The following is a 23,479-nucleotide window of genomic DNA, read 5'->3' on the forward strand; positions in this document are numbered from 1 at the left end:
GCTATTTTCACGCCCACCACTAGCCTATGGACAGGCGAACATCCAGCACTCTTGGTAAACTAGGGCATCCTTTTTATGAGGCTGGTGTTGACGGTGTAGCTCGTCGCCCAAACGGCCTTTTTCCCTGCTTGTATTCCTTACCATTTATCGGCGCAACACACGTGAATACGTTGGTACACCCACTCCCGTGTCACACCACAAGCCCGAAGAAATTGGTACCAAAATGCGTAGACCTGAATGCCCCTAGATACCGCAACCCCACAAACCACGCGCCCTGAGCCTTCCCGCCGCTTCAGCGTGGCGCCGATGATGGACTGGACCGACCGCCACTGCCGGTTCTTCCTGCGCCTGCTCTCCAGGCACACCCTGCTCTACACCGAAATGGTCACCACTGGCGCCCTGCTGCACAACGACGCGCACCGTTTCCTGCGCCACGATGTGTCCGAGCATCCGCTTGCCCTGCAGCTGGGCGGTAGTGTGCCGGCCGACCTGGCAGCCTGTGCGCGCCTGGCCGAACAAGCGGGCTATGACGAGGTCAACCTCAACGTCGGCTGCCCGAGCGACCGGGTGCAGAACAACATGATCGGCGCTTGCCTGATGGCCCACCCGGCGCTGGTGGCCGATTGCGTCAAGGCCATGCGTGATGCGGTGTCGACGCCGGTGACGGTCAAGCACCGCATTGGTATCAATGGCCGTGACAGCTATGCCGAGCTGTGCGACTTCGTCGGGCAGGTACGTGACGCCGGGTGCCGCAGTTTCACCGTGCATGCGCGCATCGCGATTCTGGAGGGGTTGTCGCCGAAGGAGAACCGTGAGATTCCGCCGCTGCGTTACGACGTGGCCGCGCAGTTGAAAGCGGACTTCCCGGACCTTGAGATTGTGCTCAACGGTGGCATCAAGACCGTGGCCGAGTGCCAGATGCACTTGGAGACGTTCGATGGGGTGATGATGGGGCGCGAGGCGTACCACAACTCGTATGTGCTGGCTGAGGTGGATCAGCTGCTGTTTGGCAGTGATGCGCCGGTGGTCAGCCGTAGCGAGGCGATGGCGCAGTTGCGGCCCTATATCGTGGCGCATATGGAAAGTGGCGGTGCGATGCATCACGTCACCCGGCATATTCTAGGGTTGGGCCAGGGCTTCAAAGGGGCGCGGCGGTTCCGGCAGTTGCTGTCGGCGGATATTCACAAGGCGCCGGAGCCGCTGGTGGTGTTCGACCAGGCGGCGGAGCTGTTGCAGGGGCGGTGAGGTGAATGGGCGGGCCCTATCGCCGGCAAGCCGGCCACAGGGACGGTGCTGTTCTTGGGGGTATCGCCCTGCTTGTGCAGGGTTTGCTGCAGTGTTGCAAGGCGGTGGGGAACCTCGTGCTGGCTGGTGACTCGAATCATCACCCCAGACAATTCGCCACCGCCCCACTGGCCCCTTGAGCGGCCGTCGGGGCTCGGGTAATGTCGAAACATCGCACAGGACAGAGCACGCCATGACTTCCAAGCTGGAACAACTCAAGCAGTTCACCACCGTGGTCGCCGACACCGGGGACCTGGACGCCATCACCCGCCTCAAGCCGGTCGATGCCACCACCAACCCCTCGTTGCTGCTAAAAGCTGCCGCCATCCCGGGTTATGCCGACCTGCTCAAGCAGGTAAAAAGCGATGCCAAGGGCAATGTCGACCTGGCGTGCGACAAGTTCGCCGTGGCGGTGGGCGCTGGCATTCTGAAAGTGATCCCTGGGCGCATCTCCACCGAAGTGGATGCGCGCCTGTCGTTCGACGAACCGGCACTGCTGAGCAAGGCCCGCCAGTTGATCGAGCTTTACCAGGCCGCCGGGATTTCCAAAGACCGCGTGCTGATCAAGCTGGCCTCCACCTGGGAAGGCATCCGCGCCGCCGAGCAGTTGGAGAAGGAAGGCATCCAGACCAACCTGACCCTGCTGTTCTCCTTCGCCCAGGCCCAGGCCTGCGCCGATGCCGGTGTATTCCTGATTTCGCCGTTCGTGGGCCGTATCTACGACTGGTACAAGAAAAGCACCGGTCAGGAGTACGTGGGTGCCGAAGACCCGGGCGTACAGTCGGTCACGCGCATCTACAACTACTACAAGGCCAACGGCTACAACACCGTGGTCATGGGCGCCAGCTTCCGTAATATCGGCCAGATCGAACAACTGGCAGGCTGCGATCGCCTGACCATCAGCCCGGAGCTGCTGCAGCAGCTGAGCGATGACCAGGGCGAGCTGCCGCAGGTGCTCAAGCCGGGCAATGCCGGCGAGGCCAAGCAGGTGCTCAGCGAAAGCCAGTTCCGCTGGGCCATGAACGAAGACGCCATGGGTACCGAGAAGCTGGCCGAGGGCATTCGCCAGTTCGCCCGTGACCAGGAGAAGCTGGAAAAGCTGATGGCTGACAAAGCCTGATACATATCCGGTTTGCCAGGCGGGCGGTGAATGTTAAGCATTTTCCGCCCGCTTTGCTTTAGCCGTTCAAAAAGCGTCTTGAATTCAAGGGCCTGTTCGCGACGGTTCGACGCGAATGGGCCGATTAGCCACCAGAGCTGTCCATGACTTCCTCCCCTTTGCCCCTTGTTCTCGCCGGCCCTGTACTGCGCCGCCTGGAGCCTCAGCGCCTGGCCATCTGGCTGGTCGGCAGCCAACCCTTGCAGCCCGAGTTCACCTTGGACGGCGCGGCCAAGGTGGATTGCCAGGTCGTACCGATCGGCCAGCACGCCTTCATCCACCTGCTGGACATTCACTTTGCCCAGCCGCTGCCCAGCAACGTCGAACTCGAATACGACCTGCTGATCAATGGCCAAGGTATCGCTGGCTGGGCGCCGCACCTGCTCTACCCAGGCCGCCGGCGCCCGAGCCTGGTGCTGCGCGACCGCCTGGACCAGTTGCTGCACGGCTCTTGCCGCAAGCCGCACCACCGCGCTGCCGATGGCCTGCTTTGCGCCGACCGGCTGCTGCAGGCCTGTACGCGCCCCGAAGAGCGCCCGGCCGTGCTGTTGATGACCGGCGACCAAGTCTATGCCGATGATGTCGCAGGGCCGATGTTGCGGGCGATTCATTCGCTGATCGAGCGCCTTGGCCTGTTCGATGAACACTTGGACGGCGCGGTCGTGGCCGACAGCAGGTCGCTCTATGACCACCCGGCCAGCTATTACCACCGCGCCGACTTGCTGCCTGCCCAGGAACGCAATGAAACCCTGCGTGAGCGATTCTTCGGCGGCAAGCGCAAACCGATCTTCTCCTCAAGCAATGCCGACAACCATCTGGTGACCTTCGCCGAGGTCATGGCCATGTACCTGCTGGTCTGGTCACCAACACCTTGGCAACTGGTCGCACTCGACATGCCTGCGGGCCTTGCCGACCCGCACCAGGCGCGCTACCGCAAGGAACTGCCGCTGATTCAGGCGTTCGCCGACGACTTGGGCCAGGTGGCGCGGGTAATGGCGCATTTGCCTTGCCTGATGATCTTCGACGATAGTCCGAACGTAGGGGTGCGGGCAGCGTAATCCGAACGTACAGCAGTTATGGACACCATCTAATCTCTGCCTCTCTGGGAAAGACCTTCAACGTCCTGATTTCCATCCATGCGAACATGAGTGACTACAACTACGTTAAGTCGGTGAACGTCTAGAAATGCTTCGGCTAGCCTACGCTCCGTCCTGGAGCCTGTATGCTGAAAGCGAAAGTCAGGGGCATTTGTAGGAATCAGCGATGAAAATAACCGGAAGAGCTGAGGTCGAGACCGTTACAGACGTCGTGTGCGATGTATGCAGTTGCTCCACCCGCTTGGATACTGACGGGCATCAGTTCGGCACACTGGGGCTATGGCACTGCCCATGATGGGGAGCGCTATGAGCTGCACAGCTGTCATACCCATATTGAATGGAGCCCACTGCAGGAGCCAAGCTACTCTGGCTGGCGTAACCAGGGATTACGAGATCCTCTCAGTTGTAACTGGTGCCCCAGGCCCTACGGGCGGAGATATGCGATGAAGGGTCGACGGAAAATAAAGACTGACAGATGGCTTCTAAAATCGACAATTGAAGACGGCGCACGAGAGATTCTGCTTGCTCGGTCTGAGAAACAAGGAAGATTGCTCGACATTGCCGCGCAAAGTGGCAAAAAAATGGAGCCCGCTGGGCGACTGTGTGGCTGAAAGGCAGGATTCACCTTTGAGGGGTGCAACATGAACAAAACTGAAATAATCGCGTTTTGCCCCATTGCACCATTGGGTTGCTGGAGCTTCGTCCATCGGTGTTTCGTTGGAAGGTGCCAGCAGGCATTAGCACTAGCTACGCATGTGCTTGGATCTCGAACGCTTGCCGTACTCTGGCTGTACAAGCCCGCCATCGGATTAGCACATCAAGTGCCTTGCAGCATACTGATGACTAGATCGGGCTATGAGCAAGTGAACACGCTTTTGGGGCGAATTGAACATTGTGTATACATTTAACGCCTTCAGCCCGGGGCAGACGCGCAATGAGCTCTTCTATGGCGCCGACTCGTCCAGCGGCAGCCTATGGCCTTAACCAAGTGGATCAATGGATCGAGCTCAGTCATTTACAAATTTCAGCAATCGACACGTAGTACACGTCCGCATCATTACGACCTCAACCTCCCACACATGTCACACGCTTGCGGGGCACGTCGAAGTGCACTCATGCCTCGAGGCAATCTGCTATAGTCGCCCTATAGCCCCGCTTGGTGAATTGCTGTGCGTCGGATTGGATTGATCCTGGTAATGATTGCTAGCCTCGTGCTGCCGACCTTCGGCGGTATGGCTTTCAGCATGCCGGCACAACCTTGCCCGATGCAGAGCGCCGATCATCAGGGCCATGCAACGGCCGATGCTCCGTGCTGCGAGCAAATGGACACGTCTGATGGGGTGGCCAATAAGTCTCCCTGCAAATCCGGCCAGGAATGCAAGACCGGAGGACTTCTCCAGACCAATGTGATCAAGAGCATATCCCCTCTTCCCTCACGCCCCGAAATATTGCTGACACAGTCGGTGATTAAGCGAGAGCCAGCAGGACTCTGGCGCCCTCCTCGTTTCGTCTAATGCAGTGATCATCCCGCGCCTTACAGTCAGGCGCATCGTCGCGGCCACGTTTCGTAGCTGCGACCTCGATCAATCGCATTGGAGGCGAAAGCATGTCCGCTTTCCTTTTTCCACGCCGTGGCTATCTCGGTGTGTTGGCTGCCGCATTCTGGGCAGCTCCCTGGCTTGCCGCGCAGGCGCAGCCCCTAACCTTCGAACGAGCCCAAGCTCTGGCCGAGCAGAGTGCCCCTGAGAACCTCGCGCGCCAGGCGCAGGTGGCTTCGGCACAACAGGCTGTAGGGCCCGCAGACGCCCTGCCCGATCCCAAGCTGATTCTAGGCATCGACAACCTGCCGATCGAAGGCCCTGACCGTTACACACTTAATCGTGACTCCATGACCATGCGCCGCATTGGGCTCATGCAGGAAGTCCCCAACAGTGACAAGCGTCAGGCTCGGCGCCAGGTGGCCGAGGCTTCAGTTGTCCGAGCCGAGGCCGAGCAGCGTGCCATGCAGTTGGAGATCAAGCGCCAGACAGCAGTGAGCTGGCTGGACGTGTACTACGCCGAACGCAGTGTTGGCCTCTTCGATCAACTGGACCGTCAGATCGAGATGCTCCGCTCGACCGTGCAATCGCTGATTGCCGGCGGTAGTGCTCAGCCTGGCGAGCTGTTGCAGGCCGACCAGGAAGCTTTGGCGTTACAAGATCGGCGAGATGAACTGAATCGCGATGTGGCAGTAGCTCGTGCCAAGCTGCGCCGCTGGATAGGCAACGAGGCTGACCAGCCTTTGCAAGGAGGTGTTCCCAATCTGAACCTGGTGGTACCGCACCTGCAGCAACGCATTGCCTCACACCCTGAGTTGCGCGCTGCCTCCGCCCGAGTCGGCGAGGCTAGCGCCGAGCTGAACGAGGCCATCGCCGAGAAGACCCCCGACTGGGGTGTTGAGTTTGCCTACAACAATCGCGACAACCAATTCGGCGATATGGTGATGGTGCAATTTACCTTCGACCTGCCGTTGTTCGTAGGCACACGTCAGGGGCCCAAGATCAACGCCAGACAACAAAGCGTGTCGCAGATGGAAGCCGAGCAGGAAGCATTACTGCGCGCCCATCAGGCTGAGCTGGAAGGCGGTATTGCCGAGCTTGAGCAACTGCGCAGGACCTTGTCACGCACCGAAAAAACCTTGATCCCGCTTGCAAGCAAACGTGCCGATCTCGAACTTGCCGCTTACCAGGCCGGCAACAGCCAGCTGACATCCGTCCTCACCGCCCAGCGCGACCTGATCGAGGCTCAGCTACGGCAGATTGAACAGCAGCGCAAGCTGAGCCAGCTCTCCGCAAGCCTGTACTACGCCTATGTGGAGGGACTGAAATGAAGATATCGGCATTTGGTTTTGCGGTCGCCTTGCTGGCCGTGGGCATTGGCGCGGCGGGCGGTGGCTACTGGCTGGCCCAGCGGCAAGCCAAACACGAGATCCTGCCTAGCTCCGCACCGACGGACGAGCGCAAGGTGCTCTATTGGTACGACCCGATGCAGCCTGAGCAGCGCTTCGATAAGCCGGGCAAGTCACCTTTCATGGATATGGAACTTGTCCCTAAATACGCAGGATCCGAGCAGGATCCGTCTGTCCTGAGCATCCCCGCTCAAGCCGTGCAGAACCTCGGAATGCGAACCTCGATGGTGATCCGAGGTGTACTGCCCTCGGATATCGAGGCGGTGGGTTCCCTGGCCTATAACCAGCGAGAAGTGGCGAACCTCCAGGCCCGCGCCGGCGGATTCGTCGAGCGGGTTTACGGTCGCGCCCCGGGCGATGTGCTGCCTGCCGGAGCCCCCCTGGTCGACCTGCTGATTCCCGAATGGTCCGCCGCGCAGTTGGAGTTCCTGGCGGTACTGCGTACCGCTGACACTCGCTTGATAAGTGCGGCCCAAGAGCGCCTGCGCCTGCTTGGCATGCCTCAAACGTTGATCGAGCAGGTCCGCCGCAGCGGCAGACCACGGGCGGTGCAAACCCTCACCACACCTATCAGCGGCGAGCTCCAAGCCTTGCAGGTACGCGCCGGGATGACCGTCGAAGCCGGGCAGGATCTGGCGTTGATTAACGGGCTATCCAGTGTCTGGCTCGATGCGGCGATACCCGAGGCCATGGCCGGAAGTATCCAGGTCGGGGACGAGATCCGCGCCAACCTGACGGCCTTTCCTGATCGACCGCTGCTGGGCCGCGTCATAGCCTTGCTGCCGAGTGCCGATCCGCAAACACGCACGCTCACGGTACGCAGCGAGCTACCCAACCCTGCCGGTAAGTTGCGCCCCGGCATGTTCGCCGCCGTACGCCTGAACAGTGCCGTCGAACAATCCACGCTTCTTGTGCCGAGTGAAGCCGTGATTCGCACCGGGAAGCGTGCGTTGGTGATGCTGGTAGAAGGCGATGGGCGCTACCGCCCCCTGGAAATAACCTTGGGCCGCGAGGCTGATGGGCGTCTGGAGGTGTTGTCCGGTCTTGAGGAGGGTCAGGCGGTCGTTACCTCCGGCCAGTTCCTCATCGATTCGGAGGCCAGCCTACAGGGTGTCATGGCCAGCCATGCCGAGCAGGACAATAAGAAGGAACTACATGAGGCCCATGGTGTGATTCGTGCTCTGGACGCGGAGTCAGTCACCCTGGAGCACGGGCCCTTCGAGAGCCTGAATATGCCAGGTATGACCATGGCTTTTCCATTGGTCAGCTCAGAAGTAGCTGTGGGACTTAAGCCAGGAGATCACGTACGTATCGGCGCCCGCCAGAAAAACTCCGGCCTGATGATCGAGCAGCTCAGCAAGGAAGGAGACCAGCCATGATCGCACGCCTGATCCACTGGTCTATCGGCAATCGCTTTCTGGTGCTGCTGGCGACCCTGTTCATCACCGCCCTGGGCATCTGGTCGCTGCGCAACACGCCGTTGGATGCACTGCCGGATCTGTCCGACACCCAGGTCATCATCCGCACAAGCTTCCCCGGGCAGGCACCGCAGATTGTCGAGAACCAGGTGACCTACCCGCTGGCCACCACCATGCTCTCGGTGCCGGGGGCGAAGACAGTGCGCGGCTACTCGTTCTTCGGCGACTCCTTCGTTTATGTGCTGTTCGAGGACGATACCGACCTCTACTGGGCACGCTCGCGGGTGCTGGAGTACCTCAACCAGGCGCAGGAACGCCTGCCCGAGGGTGTTACCACCACCCTTGGGCCGGATGCCACCGGCGTGGGCTGGATCTACCAGTACGCCTTGGTCGACCGCAGCGGCCAGCATGATCTTGCCCAGCTGCGGGCACTGCAGGACTGGTTCCTTAAGTACGAACTCAAGGGCCTGCCCAACGTAGCCGAAGTGGCCACCCTCGGCGGCATGGTCAAGCAATACCAAGTGCTGCTCGATCCCCAGAAGCTGGTGGCTTATGGGGTAACTCAGCAGGAGGTCGAAGCGGCGCTGAAGAGCGCCAATCAGGAAACCGGCGGCGCCATCCTGGAGCTGGCAGAGCGCGAGTACATGGTCCGGGCTTCAGGCTATCTAGAGAGCCTGGCGGATTTCCGCAATGTGCCGCTGCGGGCTTCGGCCAGCGGAGTTCCGGTGCTGCTGGGTCAGGTGGCCACCATTCAGTTGGGGCCAGAGATGCGTCGTGGCATTGCCGAGCTGGATGGCCAGGGTGAAGTTGTAGGTGGCGTGGTCATCTTGCGCTCCGGAAAGAATGCCCGCGATACCATCGCCGCGGTGAAGACCAAGCTGGACAGCCTGAAGGGCAGCTTGCCGGCCGGCGTCGAGGTGGTCACCACCTATGACCGTTCGCAATTGATCGACCGCGCCATCGATAACCTCAGCTACAAGCTGCTGGAAGAGTTCGCGGTGGTTGCCCTGGTTTGCCTGATCTTCCTCTGGCACCTGCGCTCGTCGCTGGTCGCGATCATCACCCTGCCCCTGGGCATCCTGATGGCCTTCATCGTCATGCGCTACCAGGGCGTCAATGCCAACATCATGTCGCTCGGCGGGATCGCAATCGCCATCGGCGCCATGGTCGATGCCGCCGTGGTGATGATCGAGAACGCGCACAAGCACATCGAGGCCTGGAAGGCTCGACACCCCGGTGAACCGCTTCAGGGCGAGGCGCACTGGCGGGTGATCGGCGAAGCTGCGGCCGAGGTCGGGCCGGCGCTGTTCTTCAGCCTTTTGATCATCACCCTGTCTTTCCTCCCGGTCTTCACCCTGGAGGCCCAGGAGGGTCGCTTGTTTGGCCCGCTGGCATTCACCAAGACCTATGCCATGGCTGCCGCTGCTGGCCTCTCGATCACCTTGGTACCGGTGCTGATGGGCTATTGGATTCGTGGGCATATCCCCAGCGAACAACAGAACCCCTTGAATCGTTGGCTGATCGGTGCATACCGGCCGGTGCTGGAGTGGGTGCTGGCTTGGCCTAAGGTGACCCTAGCGCTGGCCTTGCTAGTGTTTTTGTCCAGTCTCTGGCCCCTCAGCAGACTCGGAGGAGAGTTTCTACCGCCGATGGACGAGGGCGACCTGTTGTACATGCCATCAGCCCTGCCCGGCTTGCCGGCCAGCAAGGCCACCCAGCTGCTGCAGCAAACCAACCGGATGATCCTCACGGTGCCCGAAGTGGCACGGGTATTCGGCAAGGCCGGGCGAGCAGAGACCGCCACCGATCCAGCACCGCTGGAAATGTTCGAGACCACGGTGCAGTTCAAACCACGCGATCAATGGCGCGCGGGGATGACACCCGAAAAGCTGATCGAGGAACTGGATCGCGCGGTAAAAGTTCCGGGGCTGTCCAATATCTGGGTGCCGCCCATCCGCAACCGCATCGACATGCTGGCGACGGGGATCAAGAGCCCCATTGGGGTGAAAGTGTCCGGAACCTCCTTGGTCGACATCGAGCGCATAACGCGCGATATCGAGGCCGTGGCCAAAGAGGTGCCTGGGGTGAGTTCGGCCTTGGCAGAACGCCTTACTGGCGGCCGTTACGTGGACATCCAGATCGATCGACTGGCCGCGGCGCGCTATGGCCTGAGCATCGCCGATGTGCAGGCGGTGGTATCGGGCGCCATCGGCGGCAGCAATATTGGTGAGACGGTTGAAGGACTGGCCCGCTTCCCGATCAACCTGCGCTATCCCAAGGAGTGGCGAGACAGTCCGCAGGCACTACGGCGTATGCCGATCCTCACGCAAGCCGGCCAGCAGATCACCTTGGGCACCGTCGCCCAGGTTAGTCTGACCGAAGGGCCGCCAATGCTGCGCAGCGAGAACGGGCGTCTGTCCGGTTGGGTCTATGTCGATGTCCGTGGGCGCGACCTGGCATCGACCGTGCGCGAGTTGCAGCAACGCGTAGCTGAGCAGGTACAACTCGATGCTGGCATGACCGTCTCCTACTCCGGTCAGTTCGAGTTCCTGGAGCGCGCCAATGCACGGCTGGCCTGGGTGGTACCGGCGACCTTGTTGATCATCTTCGTGCTGCTTTACCTGACCTTCAGCCGCTTCGGTGAGGCCCTACTGATCATGGCAACCCTGCCCTTCGCCCTATCGGGCGGCATCTGGCTGCTCTACTGGTTCGGCTTCAACCTGTCGGTTGCCACTGGGGTCGGCTTTATCGCCTTGGCCGGCGTCTCGGCGGAATTTGGGGTGATCATGCTGCTGTACCTGAAGAATGCCTGGCATGCACGTATGGATGCCGGGCGCAGCGGTGACCCGGCACTACTGGAGGCAATTCGTGAAGGCGCAGTGCTGCGCGTGCGGCCCAAGGTGATGACGGTGGCCGTGATCATCGCCGGCCTGTTGCCAATCCTCTGGGGCGGAGGTGCCGGATCTGAGGTGATGAAGCGCATCGCCGCGCCCATGGTCGGCGGCATGATTACCGCGCCGCTGATGTCCATGTTGGTTTTGCCGGCCGCGTACTGGCTGATGCGAAGGCAGCGTACACAGAAGGTTCGCGCACCGCAGGAGCTATAGCTTTACAAACCCGGGCAAGCCACGCGCCAAGCTGACTCGCCCGGGTAACGCGGCAGGAAGCATTACGGCGATGTAACTTTGACTTCATTTTTATGACAGGTTGAGCGGATATATTTTAATCACCACCTTGAAGGAGTGATTAAACATGAAAAGCCTCAAAGTTATTGCAGCCCTTGCCGCTATGGTTGTTTCCTCTGCCACTCTGGCAGAAGGCGGCGCTGATCGTGTTTATGGTCGGATGATTCAGGCCAATGAGCAGGCCATGCAAGAGTATGCTGCCGCTAACGGAAAGAATCCGCCTGAAGTTATTCATTACCGCTACGGCATGAAACTCGATATCGCCAGGGTCGTGGCCACTACCCCGACGGACTCTAGCTGCGGTGTGATGCCGGCCCAGATGACCTACGAGGACTCCAATGGCGATCTGAATATTCTTGAATACCGGGCAGCCGGGACAGGTTGCCGTAATCAAAACTAGATAAATGACATCGCGCTGACTGAAATGTAATTTCCAAGTCACCCTGACGTTATTTGGCATGTGGAAATATGACCAAGGCGTGCCTGGCTATGCCCGGCGCGCTTGGCACATATATGCGACCACACAATGACAACTGCCAATAACATCAGGAGCATTTATGAATAACAGAACCCTGTTAGGACTTTCTCTGCTCACTCTGAGCGTCAGTACCGGGCAAGCTGCAATGGCCGCCGGCGAGAAAGGCGAGGGATTTATCGAAGGCAGCAGCCTGACCATTCTCAATCGAAATCTCTACTTCAACCGCGATTTCCGTAAAGGCCAGTCCAGCAGCTCGGGTAATGGCTATTCGGAAGAGTGGGCGCATGGCGTGATAGGCAGATTCGAGTCTGGTTTCACCGAGGGCACCATAGGCTTTGGTGTCGATGCCTTTGCCATGCTAGGGCTCAAGCTTGACACCGGCGACGGCCGTTCTGGAGCAGGCGGCTCAGTCGACGTGATGCCTTACAACAGCCTCGGGCAGGCTGAGGACAACTACTCAAAACTGGGGGGCGCGGTGAAAACTCGGTTCATGGATACCGAGATCAAGGTAGGCGACGTCTTTCCCGTCAGCCCGGTCGTCCAATACGGTGATGCACGGCTTTTACCGGAGAGTTTCCGAGGTGTCACCGTGGTCAACAGCAGCGTGGAAGGACTGTCGCTTCAGGGCGGTCGCCTCCACTCGATGAGCCAACCCAATACCAGCAGCATGCGCGACGGCTTCGCTACCTTCTACGCGGGCGAAGTGGACTCGCCATGGATCGCCTATTTCGGTGGTGATTACACGCTTAATGACAACGTCGGCTTTAGTCTCTACACCAGCCGCCTCAAGGATGCCTGGAATCAATATTACGCGGGCACCACGCTGAGCTACCCGCTTGCGGACGATGTCGCCTTGATCGGCGGGCTGAACTACTACAAGGCGGTCGATGAAGGGAGGCAGCTCCTCGGGAGCTTCGATAACAACATCTGGAGCGGCAAGGTCGGCATCCAATTCGGCGCTCATACAGTGCTGGTGGGTCTCCAGCGCAACAATGGCGATGATGACTTCGACTACTTGCGCCAATCGGACTCCATCTACCTCGACAACTCCATCCAGTACAGCGACTTCAACTCGCCGAAGGAGAAGTCATGGCAAGTGCGCTATGACCTGGATATGGAGCCTTTCGGTGTGCCTGGATTGAGCTTCATGACTCGATATGCCCAGGGCTGGGATGCCGACTACAGCAACGCCAACGAAGTCTATATGCGCCGTGATGACAACGGCGATCCGTTGACCAACCAGAAGCGCTGGGAGCGGGACATCGAGGCCAAGTACGTTGTGCAGTCTGGGTCGTTGAAGGACATGTCCTTTCGCATTCGACAAGCCACGACTCGCGCCACCGACTTCGAGTCGGATTTGGATGAGTTCCGCCTGATTGTCGAGTACCCGCTGGAAGTTCTCTAACCCTGGCAAGCGAGCGGGTTGATTGCCCGCTCGCTCCTTGGTCCTGCTGTCCCCTCGTAGTGCTCCTTTGGTTTGGAGACAGCCCTTGGCGCCCTAGGGCGCCTTTTTTACTTAGGTTAAAGGACGTATGAAAATGAGTCGGCCACTACACACAAGCGGCCGTGCTGGCAGGCAGTACTACTGGGCGGGATATTCTGCAACGACCTGATCAGAACCCGTCTTGGTCAAGCCAATGACCTGGTAGGCATGCTGTACGCCATCGACTTCCATGCCGGGGGAGCCCGCCGGCATCCCGGGAACAGCGATGCCCAGCAGATCATCGCGCTTGGTGAGTTCGATGACCTGAGCCGCCGGCACATGACCTTCGACGAACTTGCCGTCAATCACCGCGGTGTGACAAGACGCCAACCGCGGCGCAACGCCCAGACTTTGCTTCACTGCCGTCATGTTGCTTTCGACATGGTCGACGACTTTGAAGCCATTCGCTTCGAGGTGTGAGATCCACTTCTTGCAACATCCGCAATTAGCATCACGATGGACATCAATCGTCAGGGCATCAGCGGCTTGAACTGCAGATGTGACGGAGAGAGCGGCCAGCAAGGCCAGATATTTAGCTTTCATGCACGTGCTCTTTGCCATCGGCGTGGGTATGGCTCTTGGGCGAGGCATTCGGAGTTTGCTCGGAATGATGGTCTCCGCCGCTTGGGGCGGCCTCATCCCCGGCATGGTGGTCATCGCTACTCATGTCCGAATGGTGACCTGCCTCAGGTGCGGAGCCACCCTCGCTATCAGTAGCCGCGGCATCGTGATGGCCAGGCTCTCCGGCATCACCTGTTCCATGATGGTCTTCGCCACCGCCGCTATTGCCATGATGGCCAGGCTTGTTGTCGCCGTGCTGACCTTCATGATTGTGCATTTGCGTTTCCCCACCACCATGCTGATGGCCGCCACTGGATGCGACGAGTGCTTGGTATTGCTTGGCATCCATCGCCGGCAATTGGTCAAGGAAGGCAACCATGCCCCAGATGTACTCATCGCCCATGCTCTTGCCCCACGCAGGCATACCCGTTGCCTTGATGCCATGCTTGATCACCCAGAACGCTGCTGACGGATTGCCATCGACACCGATTTTGGCGAGGTTGGGAGGCGCAGGATAAAGCGATTGGCTTAGCTCGGTCTCCGCCACACCTGGCGCCAAATGACAGCCGATACACATGGAGTTGTAGTTGCCCGCACCGGCGCGAATAAGAGCTTGATCATCCAGGTTGGGAACCTCGATGTTCCGCGAACGGACTTCGATAGAGCGGTCACGGGCCATCGTGAGAAACGCATGCACTGCAGGAAAATGGGGATCGTCGGCCCCCACGTTGACCACGCCAAAGTAGGCACCGGCCAGGACAGCTGTGCTACCGACCACGCCGGCCGCCACCAAAGTTTTAATTGTTCTTTTCATGTCAGGTTCTCAAAACCACATCCGGATACCGGCGACAAAACGCGCCTCGTCTACATCACCGCCCTCGTCGCGCACCATGTCTGCCGTGTTGCCATAGGAGCGGCTCCAAGAAACCCCGATATAGGGGGCAAACTGCCGGACAATCTCGTAACGCAGACGTAAACCGAGCTCGGTATTGGCCAACCCGGACCCCACACCTCGCTCAGGATCGTTCTTGCCGTAGAAGTTCATTTCGGCAGTTGGCTGGAGAATCAGCCGGTTGGTCAGCAGAATGTCGTACTCGCCCTCCAGTCGGGCAGCAGTTTGGCCATTCTCGCCGACGAAGGCCGTGGCTTCGGCCTCAAAGGCGTAAAGCGCCATGCCCTGGATACCGAAGGCGGCCCAAGTCTGCGGCGACTCCGGTTTGAAGTCCTGGCGGACGCCCGCGACGACATCCCACCAAGGGCCGATCGAGCGGCCGTACAGCAGCTGTAATTCAGCGTCCTCGGTAACGCCGTTGGTACGCTCGCCTTCGGAGCGGAACCAGACCCGGTTGATATCACCGCCTACCCAACCCGACGCATCCCAGGCCAGGGTGCTGCCCTCATCTGCGTCTTGGTATTCGAGCTGATCGAGCAGGAAAAAGCTGTTGATGGCGCTGTCATGCACCTTGTGGCCAGGCAGTGGCGGGAAAGCCGCTTGGCGATCAGCATCCGTCAGAACGGGAATCGGCGTACGACTGGTAGTTCTCGGGGCTTCAGCGGAGCCATGGTTCATCTTCGAATGATCCATGCCCTCCATCTGTCCCTGCATGGTGCCGTGTCCCATCTTGCTGTGGTCCATGGCTGGGGCCTTCTCTTGGCTCTGGCTGTGGCCCATCTGGCTATGGTCCATGCTGCCCGATTCGCTCTGCATGGCACCATGATCCATCTTGCTGTGATCCATGCCCTCCATCGGCGCTTTGGCGGAACCGTGGCCCATCTGGCTGTGGTCCATCGACATGGAGCCGTGCCCCATTGCCGAATGATCCATTTCTTCCGCAGCCTGGGTAACGCCGCCGCTGAGTGCACTCAGCGACACGACCAGCGCTATGAGGGACGGGCGTGAAAACCTAGTGGTCATGGTTCGAACCTGCTTCGGCTTCGGTGCCGCCATGCTTATCCATCATCTTCTCGTGCCCCATATCGTCATGGTTCATGCCCTCATGATCCATGGTGCCATGATCCATCTGCTGGCCAGCGGCCTTGCCTTTCGATTGATCTGCAGGCTTGTCACTGATGGCCTCGGGCGCAGCCGACTCGGCAGCATGTTGTTCGTGCTCGCTGTGCCCCTCACCTGCCAATGACGTCGGCGCGTACAAAGCAGCCAAAAAACTGAACATCGCTGCGCTGCCAAACAGGGCATTACGCTTCATAAAAGTACTCATCAGAAATCTCCTTTACTCATCCACACGGACTTCACGGAACATGCCCATTTCCATGTGGAGCAACAGGTGGCAGTGGTAGGCCCAACGCCCCAACGCATCGGCGGTCACCCGATAGCTGCGCTTGGAACCTGGCGGCATGTCGATGGTGTGTTTACGCACCAGGAAATTGCCGTTCGCATCCTCCAGATCACTCCACATGCCATGAAGATGGATCGGGTGAGTCATCATGGTGTCGTTGACCAGCGTGATGCGAACACGCTCGCCGTACTTGAGGCGTAGAGGCTCGGCGTCAGAGAACTTGATTCCATCGAAGGACCAGGAGAATTTCTCCATATGCCCGGTGAGGTGCAGCTCGATGGTGCGACTTGGCTCACGCCCGTCCGGATCAGGGAAGGTGCTGCGCAGGTCAGAGTACGTCAGCACGCGCCGGCCGTTATCACGCAGGCCGATACCTGGGTCGTCCAGCTTGTGCGTCGGCGTCATGGTCTGCATGTCGACCAAAGGATTGTTGGTCTCTGAGGCCGGGTGTGCCTGCATGTTGCCAGCCATGCCAGCCATGCCAGCCATGTTTGAATGATCCATTCCGGCCATCTGGCTGTGATCCATACCAGCCATGCCACCCTGCATGCTGCCATGATCCATTCCCGCCATATTGCCCTGATCCATCCCGGCCATGTTCCCGTGATCCATACCGCCCATGCTGCCGTGATCCATACCCATGTCGCCCATGGCAATCAGCGGACGCGGGTCGGGGCTGGGTACTGGTGCACTCAACCCCTCCTGTACAGCAAGGGTGCCGCGCGCATAGCCAGTGCGATCCATGGATTGTGCAAACACGGTATACGCCTGTTCGCTGTCTGGTTCGACGATCACGTCGTAGGTCTCGGCCACGGCGATACGGAACTCGTCGACGCTGACCGGTTTGACGTGCAGACCATCGGCCGCAACCACAGTCATCTTCAGGCCCGGGATGCGCACATCGAAATAGGTCATCGCCGAGGCGTTGATGAAGCGCAGGCGGATCTTTTCGCCTGGTTTGAATATGCCGGTCCAGTTGCCATCAGGTGCCTGGCCGTTCATCAGGTAGGTGTAGGTGTAGCCACTGACGTCGGCGAGATCAGTCGGGCTCATCTTCATTTCGGCCCACATCTTACGGTCGGCTACGGCGGCGGACCAACCCATCTCGCTTACGTCATCGATGAAGTCACCAACGGTGCGTTTGTGCTGGTTGTAGTAGTCCGACTGTTTCTTGAGCTTGGCCAGTACCCGCGTTGGATTTTCATCCGTCCAGTCGCTCAGCAACACGACGTAATCACGGTCGTAACTGAAGGGCTCGGGCTCCTTGGCATCGATGACCAGCGCACCGTATACGCCGACCTGCTCCTGGAGCCCAGAATGGCTGTGATACCAGTAGGTGCCGTTCTGGTTGACCTTGAACTTGTACTCATACATGCCATCAGGGGCGATGCCATGGAAGCTCAGGCCAGGAACGCCATCCATGTTCGCCGGCAGGATGATGCCGTGCCAATGGATGGAGGTGTCCTCCTTGAGGCGGTTGCGCACGCGCAATGTGACGGTATCGCCTTCGCGCCAACGAAGAATCGGCCCAGGGAGCGAGCCGTTGATGGTCATGGCCGTGCGCGCTGCGCCGGTGATGTTCACCGGGGTTTCACCGATGAATAGGTCGAATTCGTTACCAGTCAGTACGTTGGGCTGGCCGGGGCTGTTCACCGCCCAGACCGGCGTGCGCCACAGGCCAAGTCCGCCGATAATACCGGTGGCTGCCAGGCCTTTGACGAAGGTGCGCCTTGTGGTTTTGCTTTGCATGCCGTTTTGTCCAATCCGTCAAATGAGCCGGTGATGGTGTGCCCGGTCTCGGGTTCATGGCTGCTTCAATGTCGGGGATTTACCCCTCAACTTTCCACGTCGGTGCATTGCACAAGCCTTACCGACGATGAGCAGTATGAAACTGCCATATCCCAACCATCCGGGTGATTACATTTCTGTAAGGTAGATGACTTCAGCAGTTGGTGTGCTCTGCTTGCTCGGTTGGACTGCTGGCTACAGGAGCCTCAACTTTCTGCTGCTGGGCCACCCGGTAGGCCTCCAGAGACGTCTGGCGTGCCTGCTCCATGCGCGCGAAGGTTCGGTCAGCACCACCTTCAGCCATTGCCAAGCTGGAGATGCTCAGAGCAGTAACTACAAGCAGAGCTTTGATCGATTTCATTTTGGGTATTCCTCGTAAGTTAAGTGGTCCCTGCAACTGCAGAGGCCGAGCTTTAGGCTCGATGTCACGTTAACTAAGAGGGCCTGTCAGCAACCTGAGCCGAACATTACAGTTCTGTCAGGTTGCTATTTCTTTCTTGTAGCCCATCCAGAAGGCTCGGTACTGTCTTTCATGCCCTCATAAAGCCTTGCGAATTTCTTGAGAGGGCATGCTCGGCAGCGATGCCTAAGCTACTCAGGGTCATTCGCACCCGCGGATAAGACCACCAACAATTAAGAGAGATTGTCACTATGTCGAATAAATCCAACGTCGCTACCGGTGCCGCTCTGGCTCTCGTGGCCGCCAGCCTGTTTGCTACCCTGCCTGTCCAGGCCGCCCAGGACACCAAAGCAGCTGAAGTGAAGTGCTTCGGCGTCAACGGTTGCAAGGGCCAGAACGACTGCATGACCGCCAAAAATGCCTGCAAAGGCCAGGGAGAATGTAAAGGCCAGGGTTTCAAGCTGATGACTCAGGCCAAGTGCGATGAGGCCGGTGGTAAGACCAGCGAATAATGCCGTTGCGGGGAGTGCCTGCCACTCCCCTGCTGGAGTCTTGAATGAGTAAGCACAAAACACTGGGGTTCGGTCTTGGCCTTCGCAGTGAGTATTACCAGCAGATTCTTGAACAGCGACCTGCGGTCGACTGGTTTGAGATCATTTCCGAGAATTACCTGGTGGGCGGTGGCAAGGCCCTCTACTTTCTCGATGCGATTGGCGAGCAATACCCGTTGGTGATGCACGGAGTATCGCTGTCGATCGGCGGTTCACATAACCTGGACATGGGCTACCTACGACAGCTCAAGCAACTGGCGGACCGGATACAGCCCCAGTGGGTTTCCGACCACTTGTGCTGGAGTCGCGGCAACGCCCATCAACTCCACGACCTGCTGCCGCTGCCATTTACCCAAGAAAGCCTGCTGCATGTCGCCGCGCGGGTGCGTCTAGTGCAGGATGTTCTGGAACGTCCCATTGTGCTGGAGAACGTTTCCTCTTACGTGCAGTGGAAGACGTCCAGCATGAGCGAATCGCAGTTTCTCTCGGAACTGAGTTTCCTGACCGGTTGCGAATTGCTCCTTGACGTGAACAACGTCTACGTCAGCGCACGAAATCAGGATTTTGACCCATGGCAGTTCATCTTGGAATTGCCGCACGAGCGGATTCGTCAAATTCATCTGGCCGGGCATAGCGATTACGGGCAATACCTCATCGACACCCACGACCAGCCCATCGCTGACCCGGTTTGGGCGCTCTACAGCAAGACTTTGAGCTACTTGGGTCCAACGTCGACGTTGATCGAGCGGGATGATCATTTTCCACCGTTCGAGGATCTGTTATCCGAGTTGGAGCATGCCCGAGCTATCGCCAATGGCGTGATATCGAGGGCAACCCTTTGAGCCTGAGCGCCTTACAGACTGCATTTGAAACTTACCTGACAGATGGTGCCCTGCCCTCCAACGAGCTTTTGGAGCAAGTCCGGGGTTGCACTGCGCTGAGTGCCCTCGAAGGCCTGCGGATCTACCATAACGCCTATCGCTCGCGCCTGCTGGCGGTGCTGCGCGAGGATTTCCCGGCGCTGCAGCAATGGCTGGGAGAAGAGTCGTTCGAGCAACTCGCACTGGCCTATTTCACCGCCTGGCCACCACGGCATTTCAGCATTCGCTGGCTTGGTGAGAAGCTGCCCGAGTTTATTGGCAGCTACATTGCGGAACCTCAACTTTCACCGATTCGCGAACTCGCGGAGCTTGAGTGGGCTTTTACACTGGCTTTCGATGCGCAGGACGTCGAAGCGCTTTCACTGCAGGCCATCAGTGAGTTTTCGGCTGAAGACTGGGTTTCATTCAGGGTTTCCCTGACTCCATCTGCCAGATGGCTGCGATTGCAGTACAACACCCTGGCGCTGTGGAAGGCTGCCAAGTCTGGGGATCTGCTTCCCGTTGCCACCCAACCAGCCGGGAATCGAGACTGTCTGGTCTGGCGTCATAACCTCGTATGCCAGTACCGAAGCCTGGAGCCAGAAGAGGCGTCAGCATTGCGGTTTTTCGTCGAGGGTGGATCGTTCGCCGAACTCTGCGAGTCATTGAGCGCAACACATGGAGAGCAAGCCCCCCTGCAGGCCGCAACTTGGTTGAAATTGTGGGTCAACGAAGGTTTGCTAAAGCTCAGGGCAACTATTCACGAATGACCCGGAACCTATAGGCTAGCGACTTCTCTTTGGCCACTCCCGAGCGCGTCTATGACACACCGCATCATTCATTTCAAACAGCAAGCCTTGCTGGACCCAGAGACTTACCAGGCGATGCTGGCCGACGGCGTAGGTCATTGGGAGGCGCTTGTAGGAAAAGTCGTCGGAATAGAAGACGAGAAAAGCCACGAGTTCGCCGCATTGAAAAGCCTGTTCAAGCGAAAGCGCTACTCCTATGACACGCTGGAAATGCGCGAGCCAGGCAATCACTCAAACTGGCTTCGCGGCCGAGATGGGGAAGAAGGTATTACTAACGGGTATACGGATTTAATGGTTGATGGGGCACCTTCACCCCATCAATCTGATACCACCCTCAGATGGTTGATAGATCGACTCCGTAGTTGAGTTCCTCTGCGAAGTCCGGCAGTCCGTAACCGATGGTTTTCTTGTAGAAAGGAGAGACCTTCGCAGTCGGTGCCTTCTTCTTGTGCTTCGTGGTGTAGAGCATTCGTGCCCGCATCACCTCGAAGGAGTAACCGCGCCCTTCACGGTTCTTGTCCTTGGCCAGTCGGTTGATGGACTCCGTGTAAGCGTTGGTGACGGGCATGTCCGTCTCGAAGTAGGTCATGGTCTCTTCGCGCCAGTTTCCCACTGCCCTGACCAGATCGCTCCAGACTTCCTTTTGGCCCTTCGGGATGGTGGCTATCCACTCGTCCAGGGCGGCTTCTGCCTGGAGCCGTGTGGTGGCGTCCCAGATGCCGTAGAAGCGCTCCTTGTGCTCGTAGGCGGCCAGCAGTTGCGGGAACGCGCCTGTCCAGGTCTCCATGATGAGGCGCTCCCGGTCTGAGACTTCGTGAGCGCGTTTCAGCAGGATTTTCCGGTCTCCCTTGAGAGTCCGGCTCTGGGACGGTTTCAGCTCCTTTCTGAGGCCCTTGCGCACTCTCTCTAGGGCATCGTTGGCCATGCGCACCACATGGAACTTATCGACCACGATACGGGCCTGGGGCAGCACAGCCTTGACCGCTGCCCGGTAGGGGTTCCACATGTCCATGCTGACGATCTCGACCTTCTGCCGGTCTTTCAGCTTCATCAGGTAGTTGGTCACCACGTCCTGGCGGCGGGTGGCCAGCAGGTCGAGCAGGGTTCGCTCCTCAATGTTGGTCAGAATGCAGCGGTAGCGCTTGTTCAGGTATAGCTCGTCAATGCCCAGGATGCGGGGCGTCTCGAAGCGGTGCCAGCGCCCCAGGAACTCGGCGCGGGCGTTGAAGATGTCGCGCACCGTCTTCTCGTCCAGGCCGGTCTGTGCCGCCACAAAGGTGTAGGGGTGGTTGAAGGATTCCTTCTCCACGTACTCATGCAGCCGCAGTGTCATACGGAATCCGTCCACCATCTCCGGTAGCTGGGGCCTGAATGTTGTCTTGCAGGCCCGGCAGGTGTATCGGCGGCGGACCACCCAGAGAGTGACCCGCTTGCCGTGGATGGGCAGATCACGATAGGGAACGTCACGCTTGCCGAACCGTACGAACTCACCCTGCACGCCGCATTCCTCGCAGGCGATGGGATCGGGCACGTCCACCTGGAAGTGCATTTCGTCGTCGGTTGATTTGCAGCCCAGTACTTGGTATTGCGGCAGGTGAAGGATGTTGTCGGGAAGTTCGGTCATGGTGTTGTATAGGCGTAGGTGTCAGTCAGATCCATCCGACTCGGCATTGGTGTTTGCTTTTTTACCCAACAAGCTGCTGGAAACGAAAAGTAAGGCACCGAGGACAATTGCAATATCAGCCAGGTTGAAGGCCGGCCAATGCCAGTCTCGCCAATAGAAATCAAAGGAATCCACAACATAGCCGCGAAAGACCCGGTCAATCAGGTTGCCCATGGCGCCACCGAGGATAAGACTGTAAGCGATGGCTTCTCCTTTATGACGATTTTCAAGGATCAGCTTGATCAGAAAAATCGAGACCACTACCGCGATTCCGATAAAAAAGTAGCGCTGCCAGCCTCCACCATTCGCAAAAAGACTGAATGCGGCACCGGTGTTCCATAGGTGCACCCAGTTAAAGAACGGGGTCACCGAAACATACTCGCCATAGGCCATTGATTGCTGCACCAGCCACTTTACAGCCTGATCAGACGCTGCCAGCAGGCCCGATATGGACAATAGGGCATACGGCGAGAGCTTTTTGCCAATAATGAGCATTATTTAACCCTTCAACGCCAAAATGCGTCTGGCACCGTTAAGTACAATGCCCCCCGCGATGGTGCCGATAATCAGATCCGGATAATTGGAACCGGTCCACGCGACCAGGGCGCCGGCGGTGATGACCCCCAGGTTGATCACCACGTCGTTGGCCGAGAATATCCAGCTTGCCTTCATGTGCGCCCCGCCTTCCCGATGTTTGGATATGAGCAGCAGACAACTGGTATTGGCAATCAATGCGACGAATGCGATAGCCATCATCACCAGCGATTCAGGCTCACTACCGAATACAAAGCGTCTCACCACCTCTACGAGCACGCCCACAGCCAAGATCAGTTGCAGTACACCAGCAAGATGCGCGGCACGTACCTGCATTTTCACGCTATGTCCAACCGCATAAAGGGCAAGCCCGTACACCGCCGCATCGGCAAAATTGTCCAGGGATTCTCCAATCAGGCCGGTGGACCGGGCGATCAGACCGGCAGTCATTTCCACCACGAACAGAAGTGCATTGATGCCGAGCAACCAGCGCAGGGTCCCGGATTCTTGCTTAGCAGAAGCTGCCGAAAACTCGGCGGCCTTGATGGTCTCCGGATTTGCAGCGACGGTTTCCTGAAGCGAGGCGCCTAGCCCCAAGGTCTTCAGTTTCGAGGTGACGGGCTCGACCTCGCCGTCATGCACGACCTTCAGCCGGCGGTTCGACAAGTCGAAGGACAGCGCCCGAATCTCCTCAAAGCCGTTCAGGGCTAGGCGAATCATTCGTTCTTCTGATGGACAGTCCATCTTCGGCACGGCATAAACACTGACCCATCTCCCTGGCGCCTCGGAGGAGGCCTGTATATCGGTATCCGCTGCGGACGTTGCATCACCGCCACAGGCGCCACCACAGGATTTGCTCATGATACGACTCCACTTGAACAATGTTGTGGTACCATTTAAAACTATAAAGCTACTATAAGGTCAATAGAGTAAAGAATCCGTTGGGGAGGAGGCTGATGCGCATT

At 58.7% G+C, this 23,479-nt stretch carries 21 protein-coding genes and 1 pseudogene; 13 read left to right on the plus strand and 9 right to left on the minus strand.

What is annotated here, in order from left to right:
* The first annotated feature begins 237 nt into the window (after nucleotides 1-237).
* The 9 genes and pseudogenes from dusA (at nucleotide 238) to ACEWE8_RS19740 (ending at nucleotide 12,973) form a co-directional block, all read left to right on the plus strand.
* Nucleotides 238-1,245: a tRNA dihydrouridine(20/20a) synthase DusA gene (gene dusA / locus ACEWE8_RS19700; protein ID WP_046787894.1), complete on the plus strand. Its 1,008-nt coding sequence runs from the start codon at nucleotides 238-240 to the stop codon at nucleotides 1,243-1,245.
* 232 nt (nucleotides 1,246-1,477) lie between these two features.
* Nucleotides 1,478-2,404 carry a transaldolase gene (tal, locus tag ACEWE8_RS19705; protein WP_046787893.1) on the plus strand — a complete coding sequence of 309 codons (927 nt, stop codon included), beginning with the start codon at nucleotides 1,478-1,480 and terminating at the stop codon, nucleotides 2,402-2,404.
* Between the two features lie 143 nt (nucleotides 2,405-2,547).
* Nucleotides 2,548-3,471: pseudogene (locus ACEWE8_RS19710) on the plus strand (alkaline phosphatase family protein); the annotation flags it as partial.
* A gap of 710 nt (nucleotides 3,472-4,181) precedes the next feature.
* Nucleotides 4,182-4,448: an antitoxin Xre/MbcA/ParS toxin-binding domain-containing protein gene (locus tag ACEWE8_RS19715; RefSeq protein ID WP_080952193.1), complete on the plus strand. Its 267-nt coding sequence runs from the start codon at nucleotides 4,182-4,184 to the stop codon at nucleotides 4,446-4,448.
* Between the two features lie 698 nt (nucleotides 4,449-5,146).
* Nucleotides 5,147-6,409 (plus strand): TolC family protein, encoded by a 1,263-nt coding sequence (locus tag ACEWE8_RS19720; protein WP_004574340.1) that lies wholly within the window; start codon nucleotides 5,147-5,149, stop codon nucleotides 6,407-6,409.
* Entirely contained in the window at nucleotides 6,406-7,866 is a 1,461-nt protein-coding gene (locus tag ACEWE8_RS19725) for an efflux RND transporter periplasmic adaptor subunit (RefSeq protein ID WP_004374629.1), read from the plus strand. Before ACEWE8_RS19720 ends, ACEWE8_RS19725 begins: the two co-directional genes overlap by 4 nt.
* Nucleotides 7,863-11,012 carry an efflux RND transporter permease subunit gene (locus tag ACEWE8_RS19730; protein WP_004374632.1) on the plus strand — a complete coding sequence of 1,050 codons (3,150 nt, stop codon included), beginning with the start codon at nucleotides 7,863-7,865 and terminating at the stop codon, nucleotides 11,010-11,012. Before ACEWE8_RS19725 ends, ACEWE8_RS19730 begins: the two co-directional genes overlap by 4 nt.
* Before the next feature lie 145 nt (nucleotides 11,013-11,157).
* Complete coding sequence (locus ACEWE8_RS19735) at nucleotides 11,158-11,490, plus strand: DUF2790 domain-containing protein (RefSeq protein ID WP_004574339.1); 333 nt, start codon at nucleotides 11,158-11,160, stop codon at nucleotides 11,488-11,490.
* Between the two features lie 157 nt (nucleotides 11,491-11,647).
* Nucleotides 11,648-12,973, plus strand: coding sequence for an OprD family porin (locus ACEWE8_RS19740; RefSeq protein WP_024616830.1), 1,326 nt, complete (start codon nucleotides 11,648-11,650; stop codon nucleotides 12,971-12,973).
* Nucleotides 12,974-13,150: 177 nt separating this feature from the next.
* Here the strand turns inward: ACEWE8_RS19740 and ACEWE8_RS19745 are convergent, their stop codons facing one another.
* The 6 genes from ACEWE8_RS19745 to ACEWE8_RS19770 all read right to left on the minus strand — a co-directional run bounded on the left by ACEWE8_RS19745 (nucleotide 13,151) and on the right by ACEWE8_RS19770 (nucleotide 18,058).
* Nucleotides 13,151-13,594 (minus strand): DUF411 domain-containing protein, encoded by a 444-nt coding sequence (locus tag ACEWE8_RS19745; protein ID WP_024616829.1) that lies wholly within the window; start codon nucleotides 13,592-13,594, stop codon nucleotides 13,151-13,153.
* The gene (locus tag ACEWE8_RS19750) at nucleotides 13,584-14,426 is read right to left on the minus strand and encodes a c-type cytochrome (RefSeq protein ID WP_395589353.1); all 843 of its coding nucleotides are present in this window, start codon (nucleotides 14,424-14,426) and stop codon (nucleotides 13,584-13,586) included. The genes ACEWE8_RS19745 and ACEWE8_RS19750 overlap by 11 nt, the downstream gene beginning before the upstream one ends.
* A gap of 9 nt (nucleotides 14,427-14,435) precedes the next feature.
* Nucleotides 14,436-15,527, minus strand: coding sequence for a copper resistance protein B (locus ACEWE8_RS19755; protein ID WP_024616827.1), 1,092 nt, complete (start codon nucleotides 15,525-15,527; stop codon nucleotides 14,436-14,438).
* Nucleotides 15,517-15,831: a hypothetical protein gene (locus tag ACEWE8_RS19760; protein WP_024616826.1), complete on the minus strand. Its 315-nt coding sequence runs from the start codon at nucleotides 15,829-15,831 to the stop codon at nucleotides 15,517-15,519. The genes ACEWE8_RS19755 and ACEWE8_RS19760 overlap by 11 nt, the downstream gene beginning before the upstream one ends.
* A gap of 12 nt (nucleotides 15,832-15,843) precedes the next feature.
* Nucleotides 15,844-17,658 (minus strand): copper resistance system multicopper oxidase, encoded by a 1,815-nt coding sequence (locus ACEWE8_RS19765; RefSeq protein WP_046787892.1) that lies wholly within the window; start codon nucleotides 17,656-17,658, stop codon nucleotides 15,844-15,846.
* Nucleotides 17,659-17,851: 193 nt separating this feature from the next.
* The gene (locus ACEWE8_RS19770; protein ID WP_003139535.1) at nucleotides 17,852-18,058 is read right to left on the minus strand and encodes a co-regulatory protein PtrA N-terminal domain-containing protein; all 207 of its coding nucleotides are present in this window, start codon (nucleotides 18,056-18,058) and stop codon (nucleotides 17,852-17,854) included.
* A gap of 290 nt (nucleotides 18,059-18,348) precedes the next feature.
* Here ACEWE8_RS19770 and ACEWE8_RS19775 point away from each other — a divergent pair, with 290 nt between their 5' ends.
* From ACEWE8_RS19775 to ACEWE8_RS19790, 4 genes are read left to right on the plus strand one after another with little or no spacing between them, the layout of a single operon-like run.
* Nucleotides 18,349-18,609 carry a membrane protein gene (locus ACEWE8_RS19775; RefSeq protein WP_004577564.1) on the plus strand — a complete coding sequence of 87 codons (261 nt, stop codon included), beginning with the start codon at nucleotides 18,349-18,351 and terminating at the stop codon, nucleotides 18,607-18,609.
* Between the two features lie 44 nt (nucleotides 18,610-18,653).
* Entirely contained in the window at nucleotides 18,654-19,490 is an 837-nt protein-coding gene (locus ACEWE8_RS19780) for a DUF692 domain-containing protein (protein ID WP_024616824.1), read from the plus strand.
* Nucleotides 19,487-20,278 (plus strand): DNA-binding domain-containing protein, encoded by a 792-nt coding sequence (locus ACEWE8_RS19785; RefSeq protein ID WP_024616823.1) that lies wholly within the window; start codon nucleotides 19,487-19,489, stop codon nucleotides 20,276-20,278. Before ACEWE8_RS19780 ends, ACEWE8_RS19785 begins: the two co-directional genes overlap by 4 nt.
* Before the next feature lie 51 nt (nucleotides 20,279-20,329).
* Nucleotides 20,330-20,683: a hypothetical protein gene (locus ACEWE8_RS19790; protein ID WP_075044229.1), complete on the plus strand. Its 354-nt coding sequence runs from the start codon at nucleotides 20,330-20,332 to the stop codon at nucleotides 20,681-20,683.
* On the opposite strand, the gene ACEWE8_RS19795 is transcribed toward ACEWE8_RS19790, so the two are convergent.
* Genes ACEWE8_RS19795 through ACEWE8_RS19805 form a run of 3 tightly spaced genes read right to left on the minus strand, consistent with a single transcriptional unit; the run spans nucleotide 20,652 to nucleotide 23,375 of the window.
* Nucleotides 20,652-21,941 (minus strand): ISL3-like element ISPpu12 family transposase, encoded by a 1,290-nt coding sequence (locus ACEWE8_RS19795; RefSeq protein WP_004574636.1) that lies wholly within the window; start codon nucleotides 21,939-21,941, stop codon nucleotides 20,652-20,654. The genes ACEWE8_RS19790 and ACEWE8_RS19795 overlap by 32 nt on opposite strands.
* Before the next feature lie 21 nt (nucleotides 21,942-21,962).
* Nucleotides 21,963-22,475: a signal peptidase II gene (lspA, locus tag ACEWE8_RS19800; RefSeq protein ID WP_003821921.1), complete on the minus strand. Its 513-nt coding sequence runs from the start codon at nucleotides 22,473-22,475 to the stop codon at nucleotides 21,963-21,965.
* A 3-nt stretch (nucleotides 22,476-22,478) separates the two neighbouring features.
* Nucleotides 22,479-23,375 carry a cation transporter gene (locus tag ACEWE8_RS19805; protein WP_004364974.1) on the minus strand — a complete coding sequence of 299 codons (897 nt, stop codon included), beginning with the start codon at nucleotides 23,373-23,375 and terminating at the stop codon, nucleotides 22,479-22,481.
* Nucleotides 23,376-23,479 lie beyond the last annotated feature (104 nt).

It is taken from the genome of Pseudomonas sp. TR47 (assembly GCF_044143025.1).
Classification (GTDB): Bacteria; Pseudomonadota; Gammaproteobacteria; order Pseudomonadales; family Pseudomonadaceae; genus Aquipseudomonas; species Aquipseudomonas putida_E.

What these genes read in the sequence shown, in the direction of transcription:
- dusA (WP_046787894.1), top strand. Translation starts at nt 238, where the DNA reads ATGCCCCTAGATACCGCAACCCCACAAACCACGCGCCCTGAGCCTTCC.
- tal (WP_046787893.1), top strand. Translation starts at nt 1,478, where the DNA reads ATGACTTCCAAGCTGGAACAACTCAAGCAGTTCACCACCGTGGTCGCC.
- ACEWE8_RS19715 (WP_080952193.1), top strand. Translation starts at nt 4,182, where the DNA reads ATGAACAAAACTGAAATAATCGCGTTTTGCCCCATTGCACCATTGGGT.
- ACEWE8_RS19720 (WP_004574340.1), top strand. Translation starts at nt 5,147, where the DNA reads ATGTCCGCTTTCCTTTTTCCACGCCGTGGCTATCTCGGTGTGTTGGCT.
- ACEWE8_RS19725 (WP_004374629.1), top strand. Translation starts at nt 6,406, where the DNA reads ATGAAGATATCGGCATTTGGTTTTGCGGTCGCCTTGCTGGCCGTGGGC.
- ACEWE8_RS19730 (WP_004374632.1), top strand. Translation starts at nt 7,863, where the DNA reads ATGATCGCACGCCTGATCCACTGGTCTATCGGCAATCGCTTTCTGGTG.
- ACEWE8_RS19735 (WP_004574339.1), top strand. Translation starts at nt 11,158, where the DNA reads ATGAAAAGCCTCAAAGTTATTGCAGCCCTTGCCGCTATGGTTGTTTCC.
- ACEWE8_RS19740 (WP_024616830.1), top strand. Translation starts at nt 11,648, where the DNA reads ATGAATAACAGAACCCTGTTAGGACTTTCTCTGCTCACTCTGAGCGTC.
- ACEWE8_RS19745 (WP_024616829.1), bottom strand. Translation starts at nt 13,594, where the DNA reads ATGAAAGCTAAATATCTGGCCTTGCTGGCCGCTCTCTCCGTCACATCT.
- ACEWE8_RS19750 (WP_395589353.1), bottom strand. Translation starts at nt 14,426, where the DNA reads ATGAAAAGAACAATTAAAACTTTGGTGGCGGCCGGCGTGGTCGGTAGC.
- ACEWE8_RS19755 (WP_024616827.1), bottom strand. Translation starts at nt 15,527, where the DNA reads ATGACCACTAGGTTTTCACGCCCGTCCCTCATAGCGCTGGTCGTGTCG.
- ACEWE8_RS19760 (WP_024616826.1), bottom strand. Translation starts at nt 15,831, where the DNA reads ATGAGTACTTTTATGAAGCGTAATGCCCTGTTTGGCAGCGCAGCGATG.
- ACEWE8_RS19765 (WP_046787892.1), bottom strand. Translation starts at nt 17,658, where the DNA reads ATGCAAAGCAAAACCACAAGGCGCACCTTCGTCAAAGGCCTGGCAGCC.
- ACEWE8_RS19770 (WP_003139535.1), bottom strand. Translation starts at nt 18,058, where the DNA reads ATGAAATCGATCAAAGCTCTGCTTGTAGTTACTGCTCTGAGCATCTCC.
- ACEWE8_RS19775 (WP_004577564.1), top strand. Translation starts at nt 18,349, where the DNA reads ATGTCGAATAAATCCAACGTCGCTACCGGTGCCGCTCTGGCTCTCGTG.
- ACEWE8_RS19780 (WP_024616824.1), top strand. Translation starts at nt 18,654, where the DNA reads ATGAGTAAGCACAAAACACTGGGGTTCGGTCTTGGCCTTCGCAGTGAG.
- ACEWE8_RS19790 (WP_075044229.1), top strand. Translation starts at nt 20,330, where the DNA reads ATGACACACCGCATCATTCATTTCAAACAGCAAGCCTTGCTGGACCCA.
- ACEWE8_RS19795 (WP_004574636.1), bottom strand. Translation starts at nt 21,941, where the DNA reads ATGACCGAACTTCCCGACAACATCCTTCACCTGCCGCAATACCAAGTA.
- lspA (WP_003821921.1), bottom strand. Translation starts at nt 22,475, where the DNA reads ATGCTCATTATTGGCAAAAAGCTCTCGCCGTATGCCCTATTGTCCATA.
- ACEWE8_RS19805 (WP_004364974.1), bottom strand. Translation starts at nt 23,375, where the DNA reads ATGAGCAAATCCTGTGGTGGCGCCTGTGGCGGTGATGCAACGTCCGCA.